The organism is Paenibacillus caui (assembly GCF_019904135.1).
Classification (GTDB): domain Bacteria; phylum Bacillota; class Bacilli; order Paenibacillales; family Paenibacillaceae; genus Fontibacillus; species Fontibacillus caui.
In genome coordinates, this window is the sequence record NZ_JAIOGQ010000023.1 from 19,586 (window position 1) to 36,192 (window position 16,607).

At 46.6% G+C, this 16,607-nt stretch carries 20 protein-coding genes, 3 tRNA genes and 1 pseudogene; 18 read left to right on the top strand and 6 right to left on the bottom strand.

The genetic code is table 11. The features are described from left to right. Positions 1 to 47 precede the first annotated feature (47 nt). Genes mutM through K7397_RS14175 form a run of 3 tightly spaced genes read left to right on the top strand, consistent with a single transcriptional unit; the run spans position 48 to position 2,061 of the window. Positions 48 to 875 carry a DNA-formamidopyrimidine glycosylase gene (mutM, locus tag K7397_RS14165; RefSeq protein ID WP_223068601.1) on the top strand — a complete coding sequence of 276 codons (828 nt, stop codon included), beginning with the start codon at positions 48 to 50 and terminating at the stop codon, positions 873 to 875. Positions 876 to 904: 29 nt separating this feature from the next. Then, positions 905 to 1,501 (top strand): dephospho-CoA kinase, encoded by a 597-nt coding sequence (coaE, locus tag K7397_RS14170; protein WP_223068602.1) that lies wholly within the window; start codon positions 905 to 907, stop codon positions 1,499 to 1,501. After that, a complete protein-coding gene (locus tag K7397_RS14175) occupies positions 1,498 to 2,061 on the top strand; it encodes a lytic transglycosylase domain-containing protein (protein ID WP_223068603.1) in 564 nt (187 codons plus the stop codon). The genes coaE and K7397_RS14175 overlap by 4 nt, the downstream gene beginning before the upstream one ends. 72 nt (positions 2,062 to 2,133) lie before the next feature. Here K7397_RS14175 and K7397_RS14180 read toward each other — a convergent pair whose 3' ends face one another. Beyond that, positions 2,134 to 2,361, bottom strand: a complete 228-nt coding sequence (locus tag K7397_RS14180) for an alpha/beta-type small acid-soluble spore protein (RefSeq protein WP_223068604.1) — start codon at positions 2,359 to 2,361, stop codon at positions 2,134 to 2,136. A 159-nt stretch (positions 2,362 to 2,520) separates the two neighbouring features. On the opposite strand from K7397_RS14180, the gene nrdR reads away from it, so the two are divergent. From nrdR to K7397_RS14215, 7 genes and pseudogenes are all read left to right on the top strand, one after another. Then, complete coding sequence (nrdR, locus tag K7397_RS14185) at positions 2,521 to 2,991, top strand: transcriptional regulator NrdR (protein WP_223068605.1); 471 nt, start codon at positions 2,521 to 2,523, stop codon at positions 2,989 to 2,991. Positions 2,992 to 3,141: 150 nt separating this feature from the next. Beyond that, positions 3,142 to 3,462: pseudogene (locus tag K7397_RS14190) on the top strand (YnfA family protein). Positions 3,463 to 3,496: 34 nt separating this feature from the next. Next, positions 3,497 to 4,024: a GrpB family protein gene (locus K7397_RS14195; protein ID WP_223068606.1), complete on the top strand. Its 528-nt coding sequence runs from the start codon at positions 3,497 to 3,499 to the stop codon at positions 4,022 to 4,024. 59 nt (positions 4,025 to 4,083) lie between these two features. Continuing rightward, on the top strand, positions 4,084 to 4,314 hold the full coding sequence (locus tag K7397_RS14200; protein ID WP_223068607.1) for an EamA family transporter: 231 nt from the start codon (positions 4,084 to 4,086) through the stop codon (positions 4,312 to 4,314). A gap of 319 nt (positions 4,315 to 4,633) precedes the next feature. Next, complete coding sequence (locus tag K7397_RS14205; RefSeq protein WP_223068608.1) at positions 4,634 to 4,738, top strand: YjcZ family sporulation protein; 105 nt, start codon at positions 4,634 to 4,636, stop codon at positions 4,736 to 4,738. Positions 4,739 to 4,931: 193 nt separating this feature from the next. Continuing rightward, a tRNA-Leu gene (locus K7397_RS14210) sits at positions 4,932 to 5,016 on the top strand. A gap of 15 nt (positions 5,017 to 5,031) precedes the next feature. After that, positions 5,032 to 5,107 (top strand) — tRNA-Ala (locus K7397_RS14215). A gap of 65 nt (positions 5,108 to 5,172) precedes the next feature. Here K7397_RS14215 and K7397_RS14220 read toward each other — a convergent pair. The 3 genes from K7397_RS14220 to K7397_RS14230 form a co-directional block, all read right to left on the bottom strand. Then, positions 5,173 to 6,018, bottom strand: coding sequence for an SDR family oxidoreductase (locus K7397_RS14220; RefSeq protein WP_273545628.1), 846 nt, complete (start codon positions 6,016 to 6,018; stop codon positions 5,173 to 5,175). A gap of 17 nt (positions 6,019 to 6,035) precedes the next feature. Further along, positions 6,036 to 6,683: a TetR/AcrR family transcriptional regulator gene (locus K7397_RS14225; protein WP_223068609.1), complete on the bottom strand. Its 648-nt coding sequence runs from the start codon at positions 6,681 to 6,683 to the stop codon at positions 6,036 to 6,038. Positions 6,684 to 6,858: 175 nt separating this feature from the next. Next, a complete protein-coding gene (locus K7397_RS14230) occupies positions 6,859 to 7,437 on the bottom strand; it encodes a TetR/AcrR family transcriptional regulator (protein WP_223068610.1) in 579 nt (192 codons plus the stop codon). Positions 7,438 to 7,653: 216 nt separating this feature from the next. Between K7397_RS14230 and K7397_RS14235 the strand changes: the two genes are divergently transcribed. Continuing rightward, on the top strand, positions 7,654 to 8,892 hold the full coding sequence (locus tag K7397_RS14235) for an MFS transporter (protein WP_223068611.1): 1,239 nt from the start codon (positions 7,654 to 7,656) through the stop codon (positions 8,890 to 8,892). Between the two features lie 280 nt (positions 8,893 to 9,172). Here the strand turns inward: K7397_RS14235 and K7397_RS14240 are convergent, their stop codons facing one another. After that, positions 9,173 to 10,129, bottom strand: coding sequence for a DMT family transporter (locus K7397_RS14240; RefSeq protein WP_223068612.1), 957 nt, complete (start codon positions 10,127 to 10,129; stop codon positions 9,173 to 9,175). Positions 10,130 to 10,297: 168 nt separating this feature from the next. On the opposite strand from K7397_RS14240, the gene K7397_RS14245 reads away from it, so the two are divergent. The 7 genes from K7397_RS14245 to K7397_RS14275 all read left to right on the top strand — a co-directional run bounded on the left by K7397_RS14245 (position 10,298) and on the right by K7397_RS14275 (position 15,291). Further along, complete coding sequence (locus tag K7397_RS14245) at positions 10,298 to 11,647, top strand: aminotransferase-like domain-containing protein (RefSeq protein ID WP_223068613.1); 1,350 nt, start codon at positions 10,298 to 10,300, stop codon at positions 11,645 to 11,647. A gap of 357 nt (positions 11,648 to 12,004) precedes the next feature. Beyond that, positions 12,005 to 12,077 (top strand) — tRNA-Lys (locus K7397_RS14250). Positions 12,078 to 12,315: 238 nt separating this feature from the next. Next, positions 12,316 to 12,972, top strand: a complete 657-nt coding sequence (locus K7397_RS14255) for a TetR/AcrR family transcriptional regulator (protein ID WP_273545629.1) — start codon at positions 12,316 to 12,318, stop codon at positions 12,970 to 12,972. Then, the gene (locus K7397_RS14260) at positions 12,969 to 13,301 is read left to right on the top strand and encodes a hypothetical protein (RefSeq protein WP_223068615.1); all 333 of its coding nucleotides are present in this window, start codon (positions 12,969 to 12,971) and stop codon (positions 13,299 to 13,301) included. Before K7397_RS14255 ends, K7397_RS14260 begins: the two co-directional genes overlap by 4 nt. Before the next feature lie 179 nt (positions 13,302 to 13,480). Next, entirely contained in the window at positions 13,481 to 14,416 is a 936-nt protein-coding gene (locus K7397_RS14265; RefSeq protein ID WP_223068616.1) for a Zn-dependent exopeptidase M28, read from the top strand. Positions 14,417 to 14,865: 449 nt separating this feature from the next. Then, entirely contained in the window at positions 14,866 to 15,105 is a 240-nt protein-coding gene (locus tag K7397_RS14270) for a hypothetical protein (protein ID WP_223068657.1), read from the top strand. 27 nt (positions 15,106 to 15,132) lie between these two features. Next, positions 15,133 to 15,291, top strand: coding sequence for a hypothetical protein (locus K7397_RS14275; RefSeq protein WP_223068617.1), 159 nt, complete (start codon positions 15,133 to 15,135; stop codon positions 15,289 to 15,291). 153 nt (positions 15,292 to 15,444) lie between these two features. On the opposite strand, the gene K7397_RS14280 is transcribed toward K7397_RS14275, so the two are convergent. After that, the gene (locus tag K7397_RS14280) at positions 15,445 to 16,548 is read right to left on the bottom strand and encodes a hypothetical protein (RefSeq protein WP_223068618.1); all 1,104 of its coding nucleotides are present in this window, start codon (positions 16,546 to 16,548) and stop codon (positions 15,445 to 15,447) included. Positions 16,549 to 16,607: the final 59 nt, after the last annotated feature.

A 16,607-nucleotide genomic window follows, 5' to 3' on the forward strand; every position in this document is an offset into this window, starting at 1 on the left:
CCACGCCCTGCCTTTTTCCGGTATAATGAGTTTGAGGTGAAAGAAAAATGCCGGAATTGCCGGAAGTGGAAACTGTACGAAGAACGTTAACGAAGCTGATTACAGGCAAAACGATAGAGAAAGTAACCGTCTCGCTGGCGCGAATCATTCAGCGGCCGGACGATGCCCGGCTTTTCAGTCAGGAATTGTCCGGACATACTATTACTGGAGTTGGCCGCAGAGGAAAGTTCCTGCGGATTGAAATGGACAACCTCGTGCTGGTGTCCCATCTGCGGATGGAAGGACGCTACGGTCTTTACCAAAAGGGGGAGCCGGTCGAAAAGCATACACATGTTATTTTCCATTTTACAGATGGAACCGAGCTTCGCTATCGCGATGTCCGGCAATTTGGAACGATGCATCTGTTCGCTCCAGGGGAGGAGTTTGCAAGCAAGCCGCTGCTGAAGCTTGGACTTGAGCCGCTTGACGAAAGCTTCACGCTTCAGGCGTTCAGAAAGGTTCTCGCCGGACGCAAGACGAAGATCAAGGTTGCGCTGCTCAATCAGGAATATATCGTAGGGCTTGGCAATATTTATGTAGACGAGGCGTTGTTTCGCGCCGGAATTCATCCGGAGCGCAAGGCTGAATCTCTGACAGCGGATGAATTCGGGAAGCTATACGAAAGCATCATTGCCACGCTGTCTGAAGCGGTGGAAGCCGGAGGATCGTCAATCAAATCATATGTAAATGGACAAGGCGAGATGGGCATGTTCCAGCACCGCCTGCAAATCTACGGCCGCAAGAACGAAGCCTGTGTCCGCTGTGGAAGCGTCATAGAGAAATCGGTTGTAGGCGGGCGGGGAACCCATTATTGTCCGAAATGCCAGCCGAAATAAGAAGCTAATGCATTAACGGGGTGACTCTATTGAACATCGGCCTGACGGGCGGAATAGCCACTGGAAAAAGCACCGTGTCCCGAATGCTGACAAGCCGGGGGGCACTGTTGATTGACGCCGATATCCTTGCCCGCGAAGTTATGGAACCCGGGCATCCGGTATTGGCGGCTGTAGTAGAACGTTTTGGAAAGCAAATGCTGTTGCCGGACGGAACGCTGAGCCGCAAAAAGCTCGGTGAGCATGTGTTTGCCCATCCTGGGGAACGGCAGGCGCTTAATGAAATTACGCATCCGGCCATCCGAACGGAAATACGGCGGAGAATGGCCGAATATGAAGAGCGGTACCCGGACCGGCTTGTTGTTGCCGACATTCCGCTTCTCTTTGAATCGGGGCAGCAATCGATGTACGAGCAGATTATGGTCGTGTACGTTCCTAGAGAAATCCAGCTTGCAAGATTAATATCCCGCGACGGCCTTGATGCCGTTCAGGCGGAATCTAGGCTAGCCTCTCAAATGGACATCGAGCGAAAAAAGGAGCTGGCTGATATCGTCATTGACAACAGCCGGGGCATCGCCGAAACGGAGCGTCAAGTTGATGCGTTCTGGACAAGCCGGGGATTATCATGAAGTGGCTGCGCAAAAAAAGAGTGCTACTGCTGCTGTTTTTTGGCTTTACGCTGCTTCTGTTCCTGAACAGCCAGTGGCTTGTCCTGTTCTATCCCATTTATTATAAAGATGAAATCAGGCATCATGCTGAGAAGAACGAGCTTGATCCGTTCATGGTTGCCGCCATTATCCGGGTCGAAACCAATTATAAACCGAGCAAGCAATCGAAAAAGGGAGCGCTCGGACTCATGCAGATCATGCCGGATACGGCGAAGTGGGTGCTTGAAACGGCCAAGCTGCCGAATGTTTCGTTTGATCAAATCAATCAGCAGCCCGAAGCTAATATCGAAATCGGAACCTGGTATTTGAAAAGCCTGTCTGATCAGTTTGACGGGAACATGATTGCCGTGATCGCGGCCTATAATGCAGGACCGACAAGGGTAAAGAACTGGTTGAAGGGCGGTACCTGGGATGGAACCGTAGATACGGCGAAAAATATTCCTTTGGGCGAGACCAGACATTATGTACAGCGGGTAGTTCATTATTACGAGCAGTATACGAGCATCTACAAAGATTTTTAACCTGAAAAAGGAGCATAGAAGAGAACCTTGGAATTCTCTCCCTATGCCCCTTGGTTACCTGATCTTGAATGATTATCGAACTTGGCCGAATTGGCCAGCCAGTTGTTGTTCAGCCAGGGTTACAAGACGTTTAGTGATATAACCACCGATCGAACCATTTTCGTAAGAAGTCAGGTTACCAGCGTATCCATCTTGAGGAAAAGAAATGCCGAGTTCTTGAGCAATTTCATATTTCATTTGCTCGAGGGCTCCGGAAGCTTGTTTAACTACCAGATCGTTTGTGCTGTTGTTTTGAGCCATTGCTTTTTCACCTCCTTGGGTTGGTAACTGTATTATGTGCTGTTCTTCGAAATCTCATTACGAAAGAGAACGATTTTTGACTGGTATTGTTATCCAACCATGCCAAAGCCCAATCTGAAGATTGATCAGGAATAACGACAAGAAAGGAGTTGTGAAGCTTTGAAGTGCCCGTACTGCGACTACCAGGGGACAAAAGTGCTGGATTCCCGCCCTGCGAATGACAACCGCTCCATTCGGAGAAGGCGGGAGTGCGAGAAATGCAGCCGCCGGTTCACCACATTTGAAATGGTGGAGGAGACACCCCTTATTGTCATCAAGAAGGACGGAAGCCGCGAGGAATTCAGCCGGGAGAAGATGCTTCGCGGATTAATCCGCGCCTGCGAGAAGAGGCCTGTTTCCGTGGAGCAGCTGGAGTCTATAGTGACCAAGGTGGAAAGCTCACTTCGGAATACGGCAGTAGCCGAGGTTGAAAGCATGAACATCGGAGAGCTTGTCATGGAGCATCTGTACCCGGTGGATGAGGTGGCTTATGTACGTTTTGCCTCCGTTTACCGTCAGTTCAAAGACATCGATATGTTTATGCGCGAGCTGAAAAGCCTCTTGTCCAAGGATTCCGATGCTGTCGAATAAAAAATGTTTCCCCTGTGACCTGGTTAGCTGCCGGGTCTTTTATTTGTGCAGCATGGCTGATTCAGGACAAAACAAATCTGTACAAACGAATAGGAAATGCAGTACGATGTGGTAGTATGATTCAGGTGTCCAATGAGGGAGGACAATGAGATGAAAGCAGCGTTACTATTCGTACTTGCCGGCCTGGCTGAAATTGGCGGTGGTTATTTAATATGGCTTTGGCTTCGCGACAGCAAAAGCTGGGTGTACGGCGCATTTGGTGCAGTACTGCTGATCTCTTATGGCATGATTGCCACGATGCAGTCCTTCTCATCCTTCGGACGCGTTTATGCGGCTTAAGGCGGCATTTTTAGCGTGCTATCCGTGCTGTGGGGATGGTGGATTGACCGCAAAACTCCGGATGCTTATGATTGGGCCGGAATGGCGATTTGTCTGATCGGCGCTCTTGTCATGCTGGCACCACGAAGATAAGAATTAGGGAAGGAAACAAAAGGGGTGTATGTAAATGCAATTAGGACTAAAACGAGATGAAGTAAGATTAGAAGCACATACCGTTGAATGGCAGAAAGCGTTTCATAGGATGAAACAGGATATTCTAAATTCAACCCCTATTCAGGAAAATCGAATTGAACATATTGGAAGCACAGCTATTAAGGATATGGTTGCCAAACCAATATTGGATTTAGTTGTGGGTCTAGATGATATTGAAAATGTTGATAAGGCTATTTTTCAGGGGCTAAAGGAGGCTGGTTTTTTAAGACTTCGGGTTCAACGTCCTAATGAAATCGTGCTTGCCAAGTTTACAGATGAAACCTTCGAAGAAAAGACCCACTTTATTCATTTAGTTGAGTATAATAAAGAACTCTGGAAAAATTTAATCTTTTTTAGGGATTACTTAAATGCAAACGAAACAGTACGGGACCAATACAGTAATCTGAAAAAGAAATTTATAGAAGAAAATAATGGTGGAATTGATGAATATACTGACTATAAGGAACAATTCGTAAGAGAAATTTATGGGAAAAGAATATAAGTCCATGTCATATGGTCCGAGGCGTTCCCTTGCTCGCTTAGGATGCGGAAGAATGGATCTTGTTCCGGCTGCTTGGATCGCTCGGAGCCACTACCGTTTCGATGGTTATTATCGCTGAGCCGGCTGTCGCTATTATTCTGGCCGCTTTTTTGCTGCATGAGAAGGTCCAGCCGCTTCAAGCCATTGGAGGCATGGTCACACTGGTGGGGATCGGGCTTTTCTTCTGGTTCAAGCAAATGATGATTAAGCGGAGCGCCAAAAAGTTTAAGCTAATTTTCAGGTTATCATAAGGTTGCGTTAAGCTGCCCATTGTATATTGAATATACCCTCTTATCGATAGATTGGCTGACGGGGTTTCGCTGGGTGGGGCCGGCGGGATCCTGATCAGTCGCAAATTTCTTTTGAAACATGTGCAAGGTTGAAAACAGTTCTTCGTCATAGCATATTTGACACGGTCTTCCGCAGCTGAGGGAGGCCTTTTTTGAATATATAAATGAAACTGGACATCATGGGTATCGGTTGAAATCTGAAAGCTCGGGCATCGGCCCACAGCAACAGTTGCCTGTGTGCATATGGTATATTGTATCCCATAAAGAGGAGGTAGAAATCATGGGTGAAGTTGCAGGTGTTGGCTTCGGCGGCTGGACATCGACTGGCGCAATTCTCGTATTGTTTATCCTCTTGGTGATCGTTTCCCGCGCTTGGTTGGTGTAATGTAGCTACCAGAGACCCATTTTCCAAAGAAAGCTTCGCCGTTAAGGCGGAGCTTTCTTTAATCACTAAAAAATAACCGTTGCAACAGGGTGTCTAATGAAAAAATGTGATAAAGCTATTGACATAGTATTCCCTCACATGGTATTATCTATCTTGTCGCTGTTAAGTTATCTAGTAAGCAGCTGCAACATATGCGGTCGTGGCGGAATTGGCAGACGCGCACGGTTCAGGTCCGTGTGGGCTAACCCCCCGTGGAGGTTCGAGTCCTCTCGACCGCATCTTTATAATCATACGGGGCCATAGCTCAGCTGGGAGAGCGCATCGCTGGCAGCGATGAGGTCAGGGGTTCGATCCCCCTTGGCTCCACCATACATAAACGTAAAACTCGCCGCAAGGCGAGTTTTTTTGCTTTTTGCGGCATTTCATCCATTCGATCATGTAGTGCGAAGTCCAACTTCCCGTTCGCTCCACTCCCACAGTTGGGAAGCCAATCTTTTGTCACGAGCCGCTACCGAGGGCTTGGAGATTTTTTGTTTATGAAAGTATTGGCCGGTAACTCTATCCACTTCAGGGCTGGTGGCCAGGTATATCGCCGTTTGTGCGCCTTTAATTGGACTCGAGACAAACGGCTTCATGATGGCGTGAAACAGCTCCCCCCAGAACCTATTGCTCCGGCTGATGCCTATGTTGGTGGATACAGGCCCGGGATCGAGACAGTTTGCTGTAACGTTGGAACCTTTTAAGCGCTCGCTTATCTCCAAGGTAAACAGGATGTTTGCCAGCTTAGACTGTGCGTAACCTTTTACGATCGAATATTTTCGAATGAGATGCGGGTCTTCGAAGTTGATCGACCCCGACTTGTGAGCACTGGAGGAGATGGTTACGATTCGCCCCTGTTGAGCGCTGCGAAGGGGTTCTAACAGCAAATTTGTAAGCAGAAAATGACCTAAATGGTTTACGCCCATCATGCTTTCGAATCCATCCGTCGTGACCATTCGTTTAACGGCAAGTACCCCGGCGTTATTGATCAGTACATCAAGACTATTAAATGAATTACTAAATTGCGTGGCAAAATTACGAATGCTCTCAAGCGAAGCGAGATCAAGTCTTCTTAGTTCAAGGTGAGTGGAACCGCTTTGCTTCCGGGCTTCTTCAAGGGCTTTCTGCCCGCGTTCAGCGTCTCGGCAAGCCATAACGACGTAAAACCCCCTCTTCGCCATTTCAATCGATGTCACCAATCCCATTCCCGAGTTCGCTCCTGTAACCAGAACCGTTTTCAAATTGGAAACCTCCTGATTTATTCGTCCACATTTTTTCGATCCACTAATCGGAGCAAATGCAAGTGAATATTGTCAAGCCCGAGCGTACGCTCGGTCATTTCTTCGACGGCGCTTACGTATTTCCGAAAAGCCTCGGTATCGTCGAGAACCTGAGGCAAGCGGTCTTTTATATACGAGAATACGACCAACAACAGTTCGACAGTTTGTTCCGGAGAAGCAACTCGCATCGATCCTTCGTCAATTCCCTGGTTGACGATGGCTAAAATATGAGGTTTGTAATTTTTCCAAAAAGTGCCTTTCCGGGATAGTTGCTGCGAGTGCGATAATTTCTGCTCCGAGAAATAGGCTAACAGCTTGACTTTCGGTTTTTTGAATTCAACGTGTTTTTGAAAAAAGAGTTCCAGCTTGGTGATCGCGTTCAATCCTTGATTGGCGACTATAGGTTCGACTTCCCGGATCACCTGATCCATCATCAGATCGATCAGACCGAGCAATACATCCTCCTTGGACTGGAAATGGTGGTAAAATCCGCCTTTAGACAAGCCGACCTTACGCAAAATGTCCTCTACGGTAGTCTTCTCGTAACCGTTGCTTAAAAACAGTTGTTCCGCTGCCTGCAAGATTTCCTGTTTCCGCTGTTGCGGATCTTTTACTGTTCTGGGCATTGCATCCCCTCCATGATTTACAGACCGACGTCGGTCTGTATTAATTGTAAATCAGGTATCCACTTTTTGTCAAACCTTTGCCATGGCTCTGTATTTATGGTAGTTAAAACTGTTGGGCTATTCAAAAGCTGGATAAACCGCTTTTGGATAGCCCCATTTTTCATTTTCCGTAAATTCAATCTGAATTGATTCCTGTAAATGAATATGTAACTAAATTTTTAACATAAACATCATCCAAACCTTCACCTATTACTAGCAATCTATAGAAAATCGGCCCGTAAATGAGGTCAATGCATAATTCGATGTCGAGATTTTCCTTCAATTCCCCGCGCTGAACTCCCCGTTCTATAAGATGCTTAGCCTCAAGCCGGCGAGGATGGAAGTATCTGGTCCGGTATGCATCTGCCAGTCCTAAATCAAATTGCCCTTCACCAATCAGTTCCTTAATGATTTTACCCTCCCGACTAGTCAAAAACCGAGCTAAATTAGTGGCATGAATGAGTATATCATTTAATACTGAGCCCGTGTCGGGGACAGGCAGTCTAGTTGCAGCAGCAGACAGGAAGCCGTCCATAACAACAGCAGCCTTATTGGGCCACCATTTATAAATGGTGGCTTTACTAACCCCAGCACGTTCAGCAATTTTCTCTACAGTGACCGCTCCAAAGCCAATTTCCAACAACAAATCATATGAAGCGGAAAGGATAGACTTTTGCGTTTCAACATTACGTGGGCGCCCTCTTTTGGCATTCACACGAATCCTCCCCTTTACAATAAAAACTATACGTTCATTATACTAAGCATTCAACAATAAAGTAAAAATAAAATTAGCTATTTACAAAACCGTACGTTCAGTATATTATTTGATTATGAATTACTAAACTAAACGTTCATTATTTTATTTGTGATGGCAGTACTGAATATTGTTAGCCTGCCGCACACTCAGATAATGAAAATGAGGAGGATTACAATGCAAACGAAACAAGACACCCAGGGTAAACGAATTCCAAGTTGGATTATGTTTCTGTTAGCGTCCGCATGCGGTCTTATCGTTGCCAATCTTTACTATGCTCAAACTCTGGTAGGACCTATCAGTGTAGCTACGGGGCTTTCTTCGGCAGCGGCAGGATTAATTGTCACTTTAACGCAAATCGGTTATGTTGCAGGGCTGCTGTTAATCGTACCGCTAAGTGACATTATTGAAAATCGGCGCCTCGCGGTAGTATCGCTAATTGTTGTGGTATGTGCATTGCTTGCGGCAACATTCGCCTCCAATGCGCCGTTGTTCTTGATTGCGTCCCTGTTTATTGGACTGGGATCTGTGGTAGCCCAAATACTGGTTCCCTATGCTGCCTATTTAGCGTCTGAAGAGCATCGCGGCCGCGCGGTAGGAAACGTGATGAGTGGCCTCTTACTCGGAATTATGTTTGCCCGTCCAGTGGCAAGCTTTATAACCAGCATTTGGGGATGGCAAGCAGTATTTGCTTTGTCGTCGATTGTTATCGCTCTATTGACGGTTCTGTTGTCACGTATTCTCCCTGAACGTAAGCCTTCACCTACGATAAACTATGGGAGATTAATAGTCTCTTTAGGCGCCCTTTTAAAACAAACGCCTGTATTGCGCCGCCGTGCCATTTATCAAGCTTGTTTATTTGGGGTCTTCAGCCTCTTTTGGACTGTGGTTCCTTTACGATTGGCGGATGATTTCGGAATGTCCCAGCAAGGCATCGCATTATTTGCGTTAGCAGGTGTGGGAGGAGCAATAGCAGCGCCGATTTCTGGAAGACTGGCGGATAAGGGCTGGACCGGATTTTTGACCGGACTGGCAATGATTATTGCCTCCTTGTCTTTTTTGCTGACCTATCTTTTTCAAGGGAATTCAACAACGGTTCTTGCACTGCTCGTTCTTTCCGCTATTACGCTGGATATGGCCGTTTCGGGAAATCTTGTGCTGGGACAGCGTGCGATTTATTCATTGGGAAGTGAAGCAAGAGGCCGTCTGAACGGACTTTTCATGTCCATATTCTTCATTGGCGGAGCAATTGGCTCATCTTTAGGCGGTTGGTCTTATGCCCGTGGCGGCTGGAGTTTTACTTCTCTAATTGGAGTTGTAATCCCGATTTTAGCTTTACTTTACTTTCTTACTGAAAAAAGAACCTGGGCAAAGAACATTGAAACCCTTGCAGATGGTTCGGGGCAGTGTAACTAACCAGCGCAGTAGAGCCCATCGCTGGCAACGATGAGTCAGGGGCTTCCGTCCGCGCCGAGGAGCGAATGCTCAGGAGCACGGCGTCTGAATCTACCGCTAAAAAGGCTTCATCGAATAAGCTTCGTCAGTCTGTGATCAGGATTCGGACATTCCCCTTGGCGTAGGCTCGGATCAGAACCCATTTCAGACGATCGTATGTTTCAACGGGAAGCGAACAGATGGACGAGCAGGGTACTCCTTACTAAAATCATGATTCTCGTGGGTGACTCGAGCCCGCCCTTCAGGTATCCGCGCTGTTAGAATGGGGGGCTGAGTCTTCACTTTTTTTTAACCCGAAACGATTGGTTCCCCATACACCTGCGATAATCAACACCGAGCCGATGATATGGTACACCTTGATATCTTCGCCGAAAACCATAGCCCCGGCTGCGATAGAGACAACCGTTGACAGATTGGAGAACGCACTTATTTTAGAGGCTTCTATTTTGGATAAGGCGTAGTTTGCCGTGAGCGTTGTGACTAGCGAGGACATCACGCCAAGGTAGAGAACCGACGCGATGAACTTGCCTTTTGCTAGCGGTGAGAGCAAACGATAGAGCGTTCCGGCGGCTGCATGATCGGATAACGACATGACCAGAAAAGAGAAGAAGCCTATTCCGAGCATCAAATAGCTGATCTCCATCGGTCTATATGTTCTCAGCAGCGATCGGGCCAAGACGCTGTACCCCGCGAAGGCGAGGCACGATATAACCAATAGGAAAATCCCCGTCAGGTTTGATATATCGATACCTTTTCCTTTCATGAAAAAGATGAATATAACGCCAATGACCGATAGACAAATAGATAGCCGCTGCAGAACGGTAGTCGATTCCTTCAAAAATAAGGAGCCCATCAGCATCGTCAAAACTGGTACAAAAGCATATAGAATGCCTCCTTCGGAAGAAGTTGCAAACCTTAGTCCATACGTTTGAAAAATGAAGAAGCCAAGCGGGTACATCGTCGCCAGCAGAAGTGCTTTATACAGCAGTTTGCCGTAATAGTTCAATCGAATACGGCCGAGGATCACGGGAATCGTCAGGGCCGCGAACGAAACGGCAAAACGGTAGGTTAGCGTGTCAATAGGCCCGGCGTATTCAAGCGCTATTTTGACAAACAAAAACGAAAACCCGATAATCGCCGCGTTTACCACCGCACATAAATAAGCAAGCCAAATTCCGTTCTTGTTGATATCAGGCATCCTCCTCAGTGCAAAATCGGGATCGTGTTCGCAAAGCGTATACCCGTCTGCTTGAATGGTACGGTGAAATACGATCTTGAACAATGCCAAATCATTGAAAGTGTATTGATACAGTTGGACCGGTATCATACAATTACTTGTAAGAGGCAACTTGAAGGAGGAGCGGACATGAAGAAATATTTGTCAATCCTTTCAGATTTGGAACAAAAAATAAATGATGGACGTTACCGCTCGGGTCAAAAGCTTCCTTCCGTCCGCGATGCCTCGAAGTCGTACGGCTGCAGTACCGGCACGATCGTGCGGGCTTACGCGGAATTGGAGAAGCGCCATGCGATCTATTCGATTGCCCAAAGCGGTTATTACGTAGTCGAGAAGCCCGATGTGCGGTTTGACAACAAGGAAAGCCAAGTGATTGATTTTTCGTCGCCATCGCCAGATTCAAGTGTGTTTCCTTATTTGGATTTCCAGCATTGCCTGAACAAGGCGATTGATACATACAAGTACCAATTGTTTACATACGGTGATTCCAAAGGGCTGGATAAGCTTCGCGATACGCTTGTTTCCCATCTGGCCGGAAGTCAAGTGTTTGCCAAAGCGGAGCGAATCGTGGTGACCTCGGGGGTACAGCAAGCGTTGGAAATTTTGGCGAAAATGCCGTTCCCGAACGGGAAGCCGGTTATTTTGGTCGAACAGCCAAGCTACGATATTTATTTGCGGTTTCTTGAGGCAGAGGGCTTGCCGGTTTGCGGAATTGCCCGAACGGCGAAAGGTATTGATTTGCGACAGTTGGAGGAGAAGTTCAAAACCGGCGGGATCAAATATTTTTACACGATGTCGAGATTTCACAATCCGCTTGGCACATCGCTTAGCGCCGAGGAGAGGAAAGTGATCGCGGGTTTGGCCAGCAAATACGATGTATACGTAGTAGAAGACGATTATATGGCCGACCTGGGCGAAGAGCGGGGGTTTGACCCCATCTACGCCTATAACAGAACGTCGCACGTCATTTATTTGAAAAGCTTCTCTAAAATCATCTTTCCGGGCTTGCGCCTTGGCGCAGCCGTTCTTCCGGAACGGCTGCTGGAGACGTTTCGCGGGTATAAAAGATACACCGATACCTCGCTTTTGTCCCAGGCGGCTCTCGAGGTTTATATCAAAAATGGCATGTATGAGCGTCATAAGCGCAAAATGTGCAATCAATACGCGGAGCGAATCCGCGCTTTGAATGAGGCCTTGCAAAAGTACAATGATGCAGATCTGATCGAAGCATCGTGCGTCAACTCGGGGATTTTCATGCAATTGAAGCTGCCGCAGACGGTCAACTTAGAGCGACTGTCGAAACGGCTTCTAGCTACGAACGTCATCGTTGTGCCTGGCAAACGATTTTATTTATCTGATTACATGGCAAAGGAGAAGTTTTTGAGGATCAGCGTTTCACGTGCGCTGCCGGACCGAATCGAGGAGGGGGTAAAGGCGATCGTCGAGGAAGTGAGACGTGAAATCAAGGAGCCGTTCTGAGACACGTTATAGGCAGTCACCATGATCCATTCATGCGGTATCGATATTTAAGGCACACCGCTTACGCAAAGAAGATCGATATAGGGATGAGTTTTGGAAGTCGATCCGGAACAGCTGGCATTCACGGTCAAAATTGGTTCCGATCAGCGCTGCGCAAGTATCAATTAACGAATCGGCGACGGACGGCAATTTTTTGCACAATAAGTATTGACGAAATTTATTAACATCTGTATAATATATCTTTGGAATCGGAAATAATTATTTTGTAGGTTATAGCTCAGCTAGGAGAGCAAATCGGTGGCAGTAATGCGATCAGTTGCAGATCCTGTGGCTTTTGCCTAGGCAATTTAATAATGCGGATCGTTAGCTCAGTTGGTAGAGCACGTGACTCTTAATCATGTGGTCCAGGGTTCGAGCCCCTGACGATCCATACTGGAAAAACGGCAGAAATGCCGTTTTTTTGTTATGTTCAGCATATGATTGATATGAGACCTCTAAAAAGCCACGAGCCGCGTCCAATGACGCGGCTTTTTCTATATTGGTGAGCCAGCATACTGACGATCCTTATCCTGAAAAGGTTTTGAAGCGGAATTGAAATCAAATCATAAAATGAATATAATCATTTATGAACGTGTTCATTTTTTGGGGAGTATAAACGATATGGAGTGATGTTGTTGACTGGCCGCAGAGAACGCAAAAAACAAGTGATTCGGGAGCGTATATTAGAAGAAGCGCGGAGGTTATTTTTTAGCAGGAGCTTTTCGATGGTATCCATTAGCGACGTTGCGGATGCCGCTGATATTGGGGTAGGAACGATATACAACTATTTTTCATCTAAGACCGCTCTTTTGCTGACGCTGCTTAGGGAAGATATACAGCAAACAAAGCAAGGGAATGAAGCTGTGCATCAGTACGAAAAGATGACGCCGGAAGAGGTCGCCATGCAAATTGCTGAAGACGTGTTGATCTTGTTTGACCGATACGGGAGACCTTTCTGGAAGGAAGTGTTTGGCGGAGCGCTGAGTCCGGAGGGGCCTGAGCTTCACATTATGGAAAGCTTCATCAACTATAACCCTGCTATATATGCGGTCTTGGTAGAGCTTTTGGAGAAAAGAGGGGAGAAGCCGGAGGACGCGAAGCTGCTGGCTGAGTCCGTATATTGCATTATTATTGTCCACTCCGTGACCCACTTGTTCCAGGAAGGATCCGATAGCTCCGATGTATTGGCGGTTCTTCAGCGTCATTTGAGCTTTATTCTTCGCCGGGTCCAGACATCCAAGACATCCAACACTGGGCTGGATGCTAAAAAGGAGCTGCATCCATGATAGATCGTCGTATTTTTCCAAACAAACAGGAAGTATGGGAATGGCAGCAGGTGGTAGGCAGCTATGGGCCTAGACTTACGGGAAATTTGGCACATGAGAACCTTATCAACTATTTTCAGACGGAACTTGCGAAAATGGGTCTGGAGGTACATAGAGATCATCATCTATTCAAGAAGTGGGAAGCCAAAAGCTGGGGACTTTCCGTGCTCCAAGAGGACGGAAGCTTCGAACAAATTCCGGTTGCCTTTTATTATCCCTATTCTGGAGAAACACCGACAGACGGTATTACGGGCGAAATGTCTATCTGCGGAAAGGGTCCCGCCATTTAAAGAAAGCTGCCGGCAAGATTGCGATCGTTGATGTAGCCGTACCCAAGGTTCCTTCCAGACTATTTTTCAAAAAAAGATCCAATTATCCTGAAACGGCCGCGTTGCCTTTAACCTTTTACCACCCTTTATTTGGTTCTGTGCTGGGGGGACCGAATCTTAAAGCAGCAGAGGAAGCAGGAGTGCTTGGGGTTATCTGTATATGGAACCATATTTCCGCAGACAACGCCAAAGGACAATACTTGCCGTTTACAACGGATCATAGGCAATGTCCGGCATTGTGGGTTGGACAAGAGGATGGGGAAGCTTTAAAGCAAGCAGCGATGAGAAAAGCGAAAGCCAGGCTAATCTTGCAAGCGGACGTTGATCATACAGCGGGGAGCGATACGATATACGCTATGCTGCCGGGCAGGAATGATGCGGAGACGATCATTGTAAATACCCATACGGATGGACCCAACGCTTGTGAGGAAAATGGGGGAGTTGCTCTGCTCGCCATGGCAAAATATTTTTCGCAAATCCGTGAGGAACAGCGCAATCGAAGCATCGTTTTTGTGTTTGTAACCGGTCATTTTCAGATTCCCCAATTTGGAATTAAAGGACAGGCAACAACCCGATGGCTTAAGGACCATCCCGAGCTGTGGAACGGAGAAGGAACGAACAAGCAGGCAGTTGCAGGAATTACGATTGAGCATTTGGGGTGTACGGAATGGAAAGATGATCAGAAGCATGCTCATTATCAGTTTACTGGGGAGATTGATAATGAATTGGTATTTACCGCAAATCGGGCCATGGACAGCATCTATTTGAACTGCATTCAGGGACGAACGAAAGTGAGAACCATCACTTTGAAGCCGAAAGGTAAATTTTATTTTGGAGAAGGCCAGCCGCTATACGAAGCGAACATCCCCACGATATCGCTTGTGCCAGGTCCCGATTACCTGTGTGCAGTTGGAGATAACGGGCATATTGACAAAATCGATCCCGACCTTATGTATGAGCAGATTGAAACCTTTACAAAGGTAGTATCCGTTATTGATCATATGAAATCTGAGGAACTGGGAAAACCCGAGCCTGCCAGCTTCAGCTTCTTGGGATGGCTTGGTAAAGGGGAGTAATTCGCCGAAGCTTAAGCGTTTGTCACGCTTCTCTATTGTATTTAAAACCACTTCATGAAGTGGTTTTTGTTTGGACTGAAAAACTCTATTACCAGTAAATACATGACATGGGGGTATCCGGACTTTAAGTTTGTAACCTTTACGAATGGAAAAGTCACGGAAATCTATGTAAATTAACAAAAGGAAATCCGCTGCAGCTACGAAATAACTATAGCCTGAGACAGATGAAGCCAAGGAGCAGTCGCCCTTGGCTTTTTCAAAGTGCAAACCAAGCCATTTCAGCGTCTATAAGCATAAGGGCTAACTCTTTATTGGCGGGATCTCTTTTTTGGGGGAGGAATTTTGAAGATCTGTTTGTATAAATTAGCCCTTATTTATGCAAATTAATCCTATGCATGAAAGGATCATGAGATCGTACATGATGAGAATGTAAGGAGGCAGTATTCCGAGTGAATGCATTTGATGATAACGGTCGGGGACGGAATAAAGAGGAGGGATCTCTTACCGGGGAGATGGAAGTGGACTCTGATGTTTATGAGGATCAGAACAGAGAGAAGCAACTGGACGATTCGTTTGAGGATTGGTATCGCAATATTGGGCATTGGGTAGAGCAAAAGGAGGATATGACCCAAGTGCCGAAGGATAATGTGTTCGAGGCAGCCACTGAGTTAGACGCCGAACAAGAATAAATTCGAAGTTGGGAAGGTGAGAATATAATGGCAGAATCGAAAGCCAAAGGGAATAAAGATCAACTACAGGATGTCCATAGAAAATTTAGTGAAGTGACCGAGTTCAACCATAAACGGAACCAAGTAGCACAAGCGCAAAAACAAATGGCATCCCAAGAGACGACGGGAGTATTGGATCAGGAATAAACTCTCCTAACTACAAACGAATAAATTACGCAGAAAAGAAATTCGTTTAGTAAACCGTCCTTCTGATTATGCCTACAAGGAGGACTAAAGGAGCTGCATCATGATAGAACGTCGTATTTTTCCGAACAAACAGCACATCTTTCTTTTGCTCCGTTAATTCTTGCTCCTGAGCAAACGGACAACACCAAAGACGATATACAGCAAAATTATCAGGTTAACATTATCCATCACGATGGATTTAATGGGAAGAGTATCTGTGCTCCCGATCAGGACAGCCATCGAAAATCCGACCAGTTGAACGGCAGCTACAACACCAACCTGGAGAAGAGGGCGATGCCAGCGGATTTGCTCGCGCCAGTAAGTGCCCTCTAGTAGAAGTAAAATTAAGTTTACTACCCTAACATATAAAAAAGGAGAGCTCTCGGCAAATGAGCTATCTTCTATAGTCCATACCGGCATCCAGAGCAGCGCGCACAGAAAGTTCAAGATTGCAATCACGAAAGATAACGGGCGGCGATATTTATTGTCGTACTTTGCCTGTTGTTTTTCTTTCTTCTTTCGCATCGCCGTGCTTTCCCATCTCGGCAATGCTCTGTCCGACAGCTCCCCGATACCCAGATCGGGAGGGCTGTTTGTTCCATAAAGGACTTTTGGAATTTCTTCGTAAGCGGCGGGATAATCTTCAGTTTTTATGCCACCGATATTCACATGCGTCGAGTAAATGGTTACTCCGCCAGCCTGGAACTTTTGAATCCACAAGTTGAGATTGTCGCTGTCGACTTCGGTGAACAGGGAAAATTGCAGGTTTCCCTCTTCATCCTCGAAGCGCATGACAAGCCGGGCAGCAATGATATAGTAGCCGGATTCGTCGGCACCTCTTGATACATATTGTGAGATTCGACCAACCGTTACATCCTTCATCCTGCTAAACGGAATAAACTGCTCTTGCCTGACTCCCGTTACTGTGTTTGTCATAGAGATGAAGTATCCGTTATCGCGCAGTTCGGCTTCAATAAGATTTTCCCGGTTTAGCTTCCTGCTGATCCGGATGAACCAGGCTGACCAGCCGATGCCCGCCCCTACCAATATGGAGAGAATACCGCCAAGCCAATCCCGTTTCATGAACATATAGACCGCTAAAAGCATTGCCCCGATACCAAGGAACACAACCATAATGTAAATAATTCTCTCGACCCAAACCACCCACTCTGCAGTCCGGTTTGAATATTTAAGATCTTGTCCTTGCCATTTAATCATTCTAGTTCCTCCTGAAAGCCATTAACTGCTTATTACGCGAAGCTGGCCGTTAGTTAATC

What these genes read in the sequence shown, in the direction of transcription:
- K7397_RS14205 (WP_223068608.1), top strand. Translation starts at nt 4,634, where the DNA reads ATGGGTGAAGTTGCAGGTGTTGGCTTCGGCGGCTGGACATCGACTGGC.
- K7397_RS14275 (WP_223068617.1), top strand. Translation starts at nt 15,133, where the DNA reads ATGGCAGAATCGAAAGCCAAAGGGAATAAAGATCAACTACAGGATGTC.
- K7397_RS14280 (WP_223068618.1), bottom strand. Translation starts at nt 16,548, where the DNA reads ATGATTAAATGGCAAGGACAAGATCTTAAATATTCAAACCGGACTGCA.
- mutM (WP_223068601.1), top strand. Translation starts at nt 48, where the DNA reads ATGCCGGAATTGCCGGAAGTGGAAACTGTACGAAGAACGTTAACGAAG.
- K7397_RS14225 (WP_223068609.1), bottom strand. Translation starts at nt 6,683, where the DNA reads ATGCCCAGAACAGTAAAAGATCCGCAACAGCGGAAACAGGAAATCTTG.
- K7397_RS14180 (WP_223068604.1), bottom strand. Translation starts at nt 2,361, where the DNA reads ATGGCTCAAAACAACAGCACAAACGATCTGGTAGTTAAACAAGCTTCC.
- K7397_RS14255 (WP_273545629.1), top strand. Translation starts at nt 12,316, where the DNA reads ATGTTGTTGACTGGCCGCAGAGAACGCAAAAAACAAGTGATTCGGGAG.
- K7397_RS14175 (WP_223068603.1), top strand. Translation starts at nt 1,498, where the DNA reads ATGAAGTGGCTGCGCAAAAAAAGAGTGCTACTGCTGCTGTTTTTTGGC.
- K7397_RS14245 (WP_223068613.1), top strand. Translation starts at nt 10,298, where the DNA reads ATGAAGAAATATTTGTCAATCCTTTCAGATTTGGAACAAAAAATAAAT.
- K7397_RS14195 (WP_223068606.1), top strand. Translation starts at nt 3,497, where the DNA reads ATGCAATTAGGACTAAAACGAGATGAAGTAAGATTAGAAGCACATACC.
- K7397_RS14235 (WP_223068611.1), top strand. Translation starts at nt 7,654, where the DNA reads ATGCAAACGAAACAAGACACCCAGGGTAAACGAATTCCAAGTTGGATT.
- K7397_RS14240 (WP_223068612.1), bottom strand. Translation starts at nt 10,129, where the DNA reads ATGCCTGATATCAACAAGAACGGAATTTGGCTTGCTTATTTATGTGCG.
- K7397_RS14260 (WP_223068615.1), top strand. Translation starts at nt 12,969, where the DNA reads ATGATAGATCGTCGTATTTTTCCAAACAAACAGGAAGTATGGGAATGG.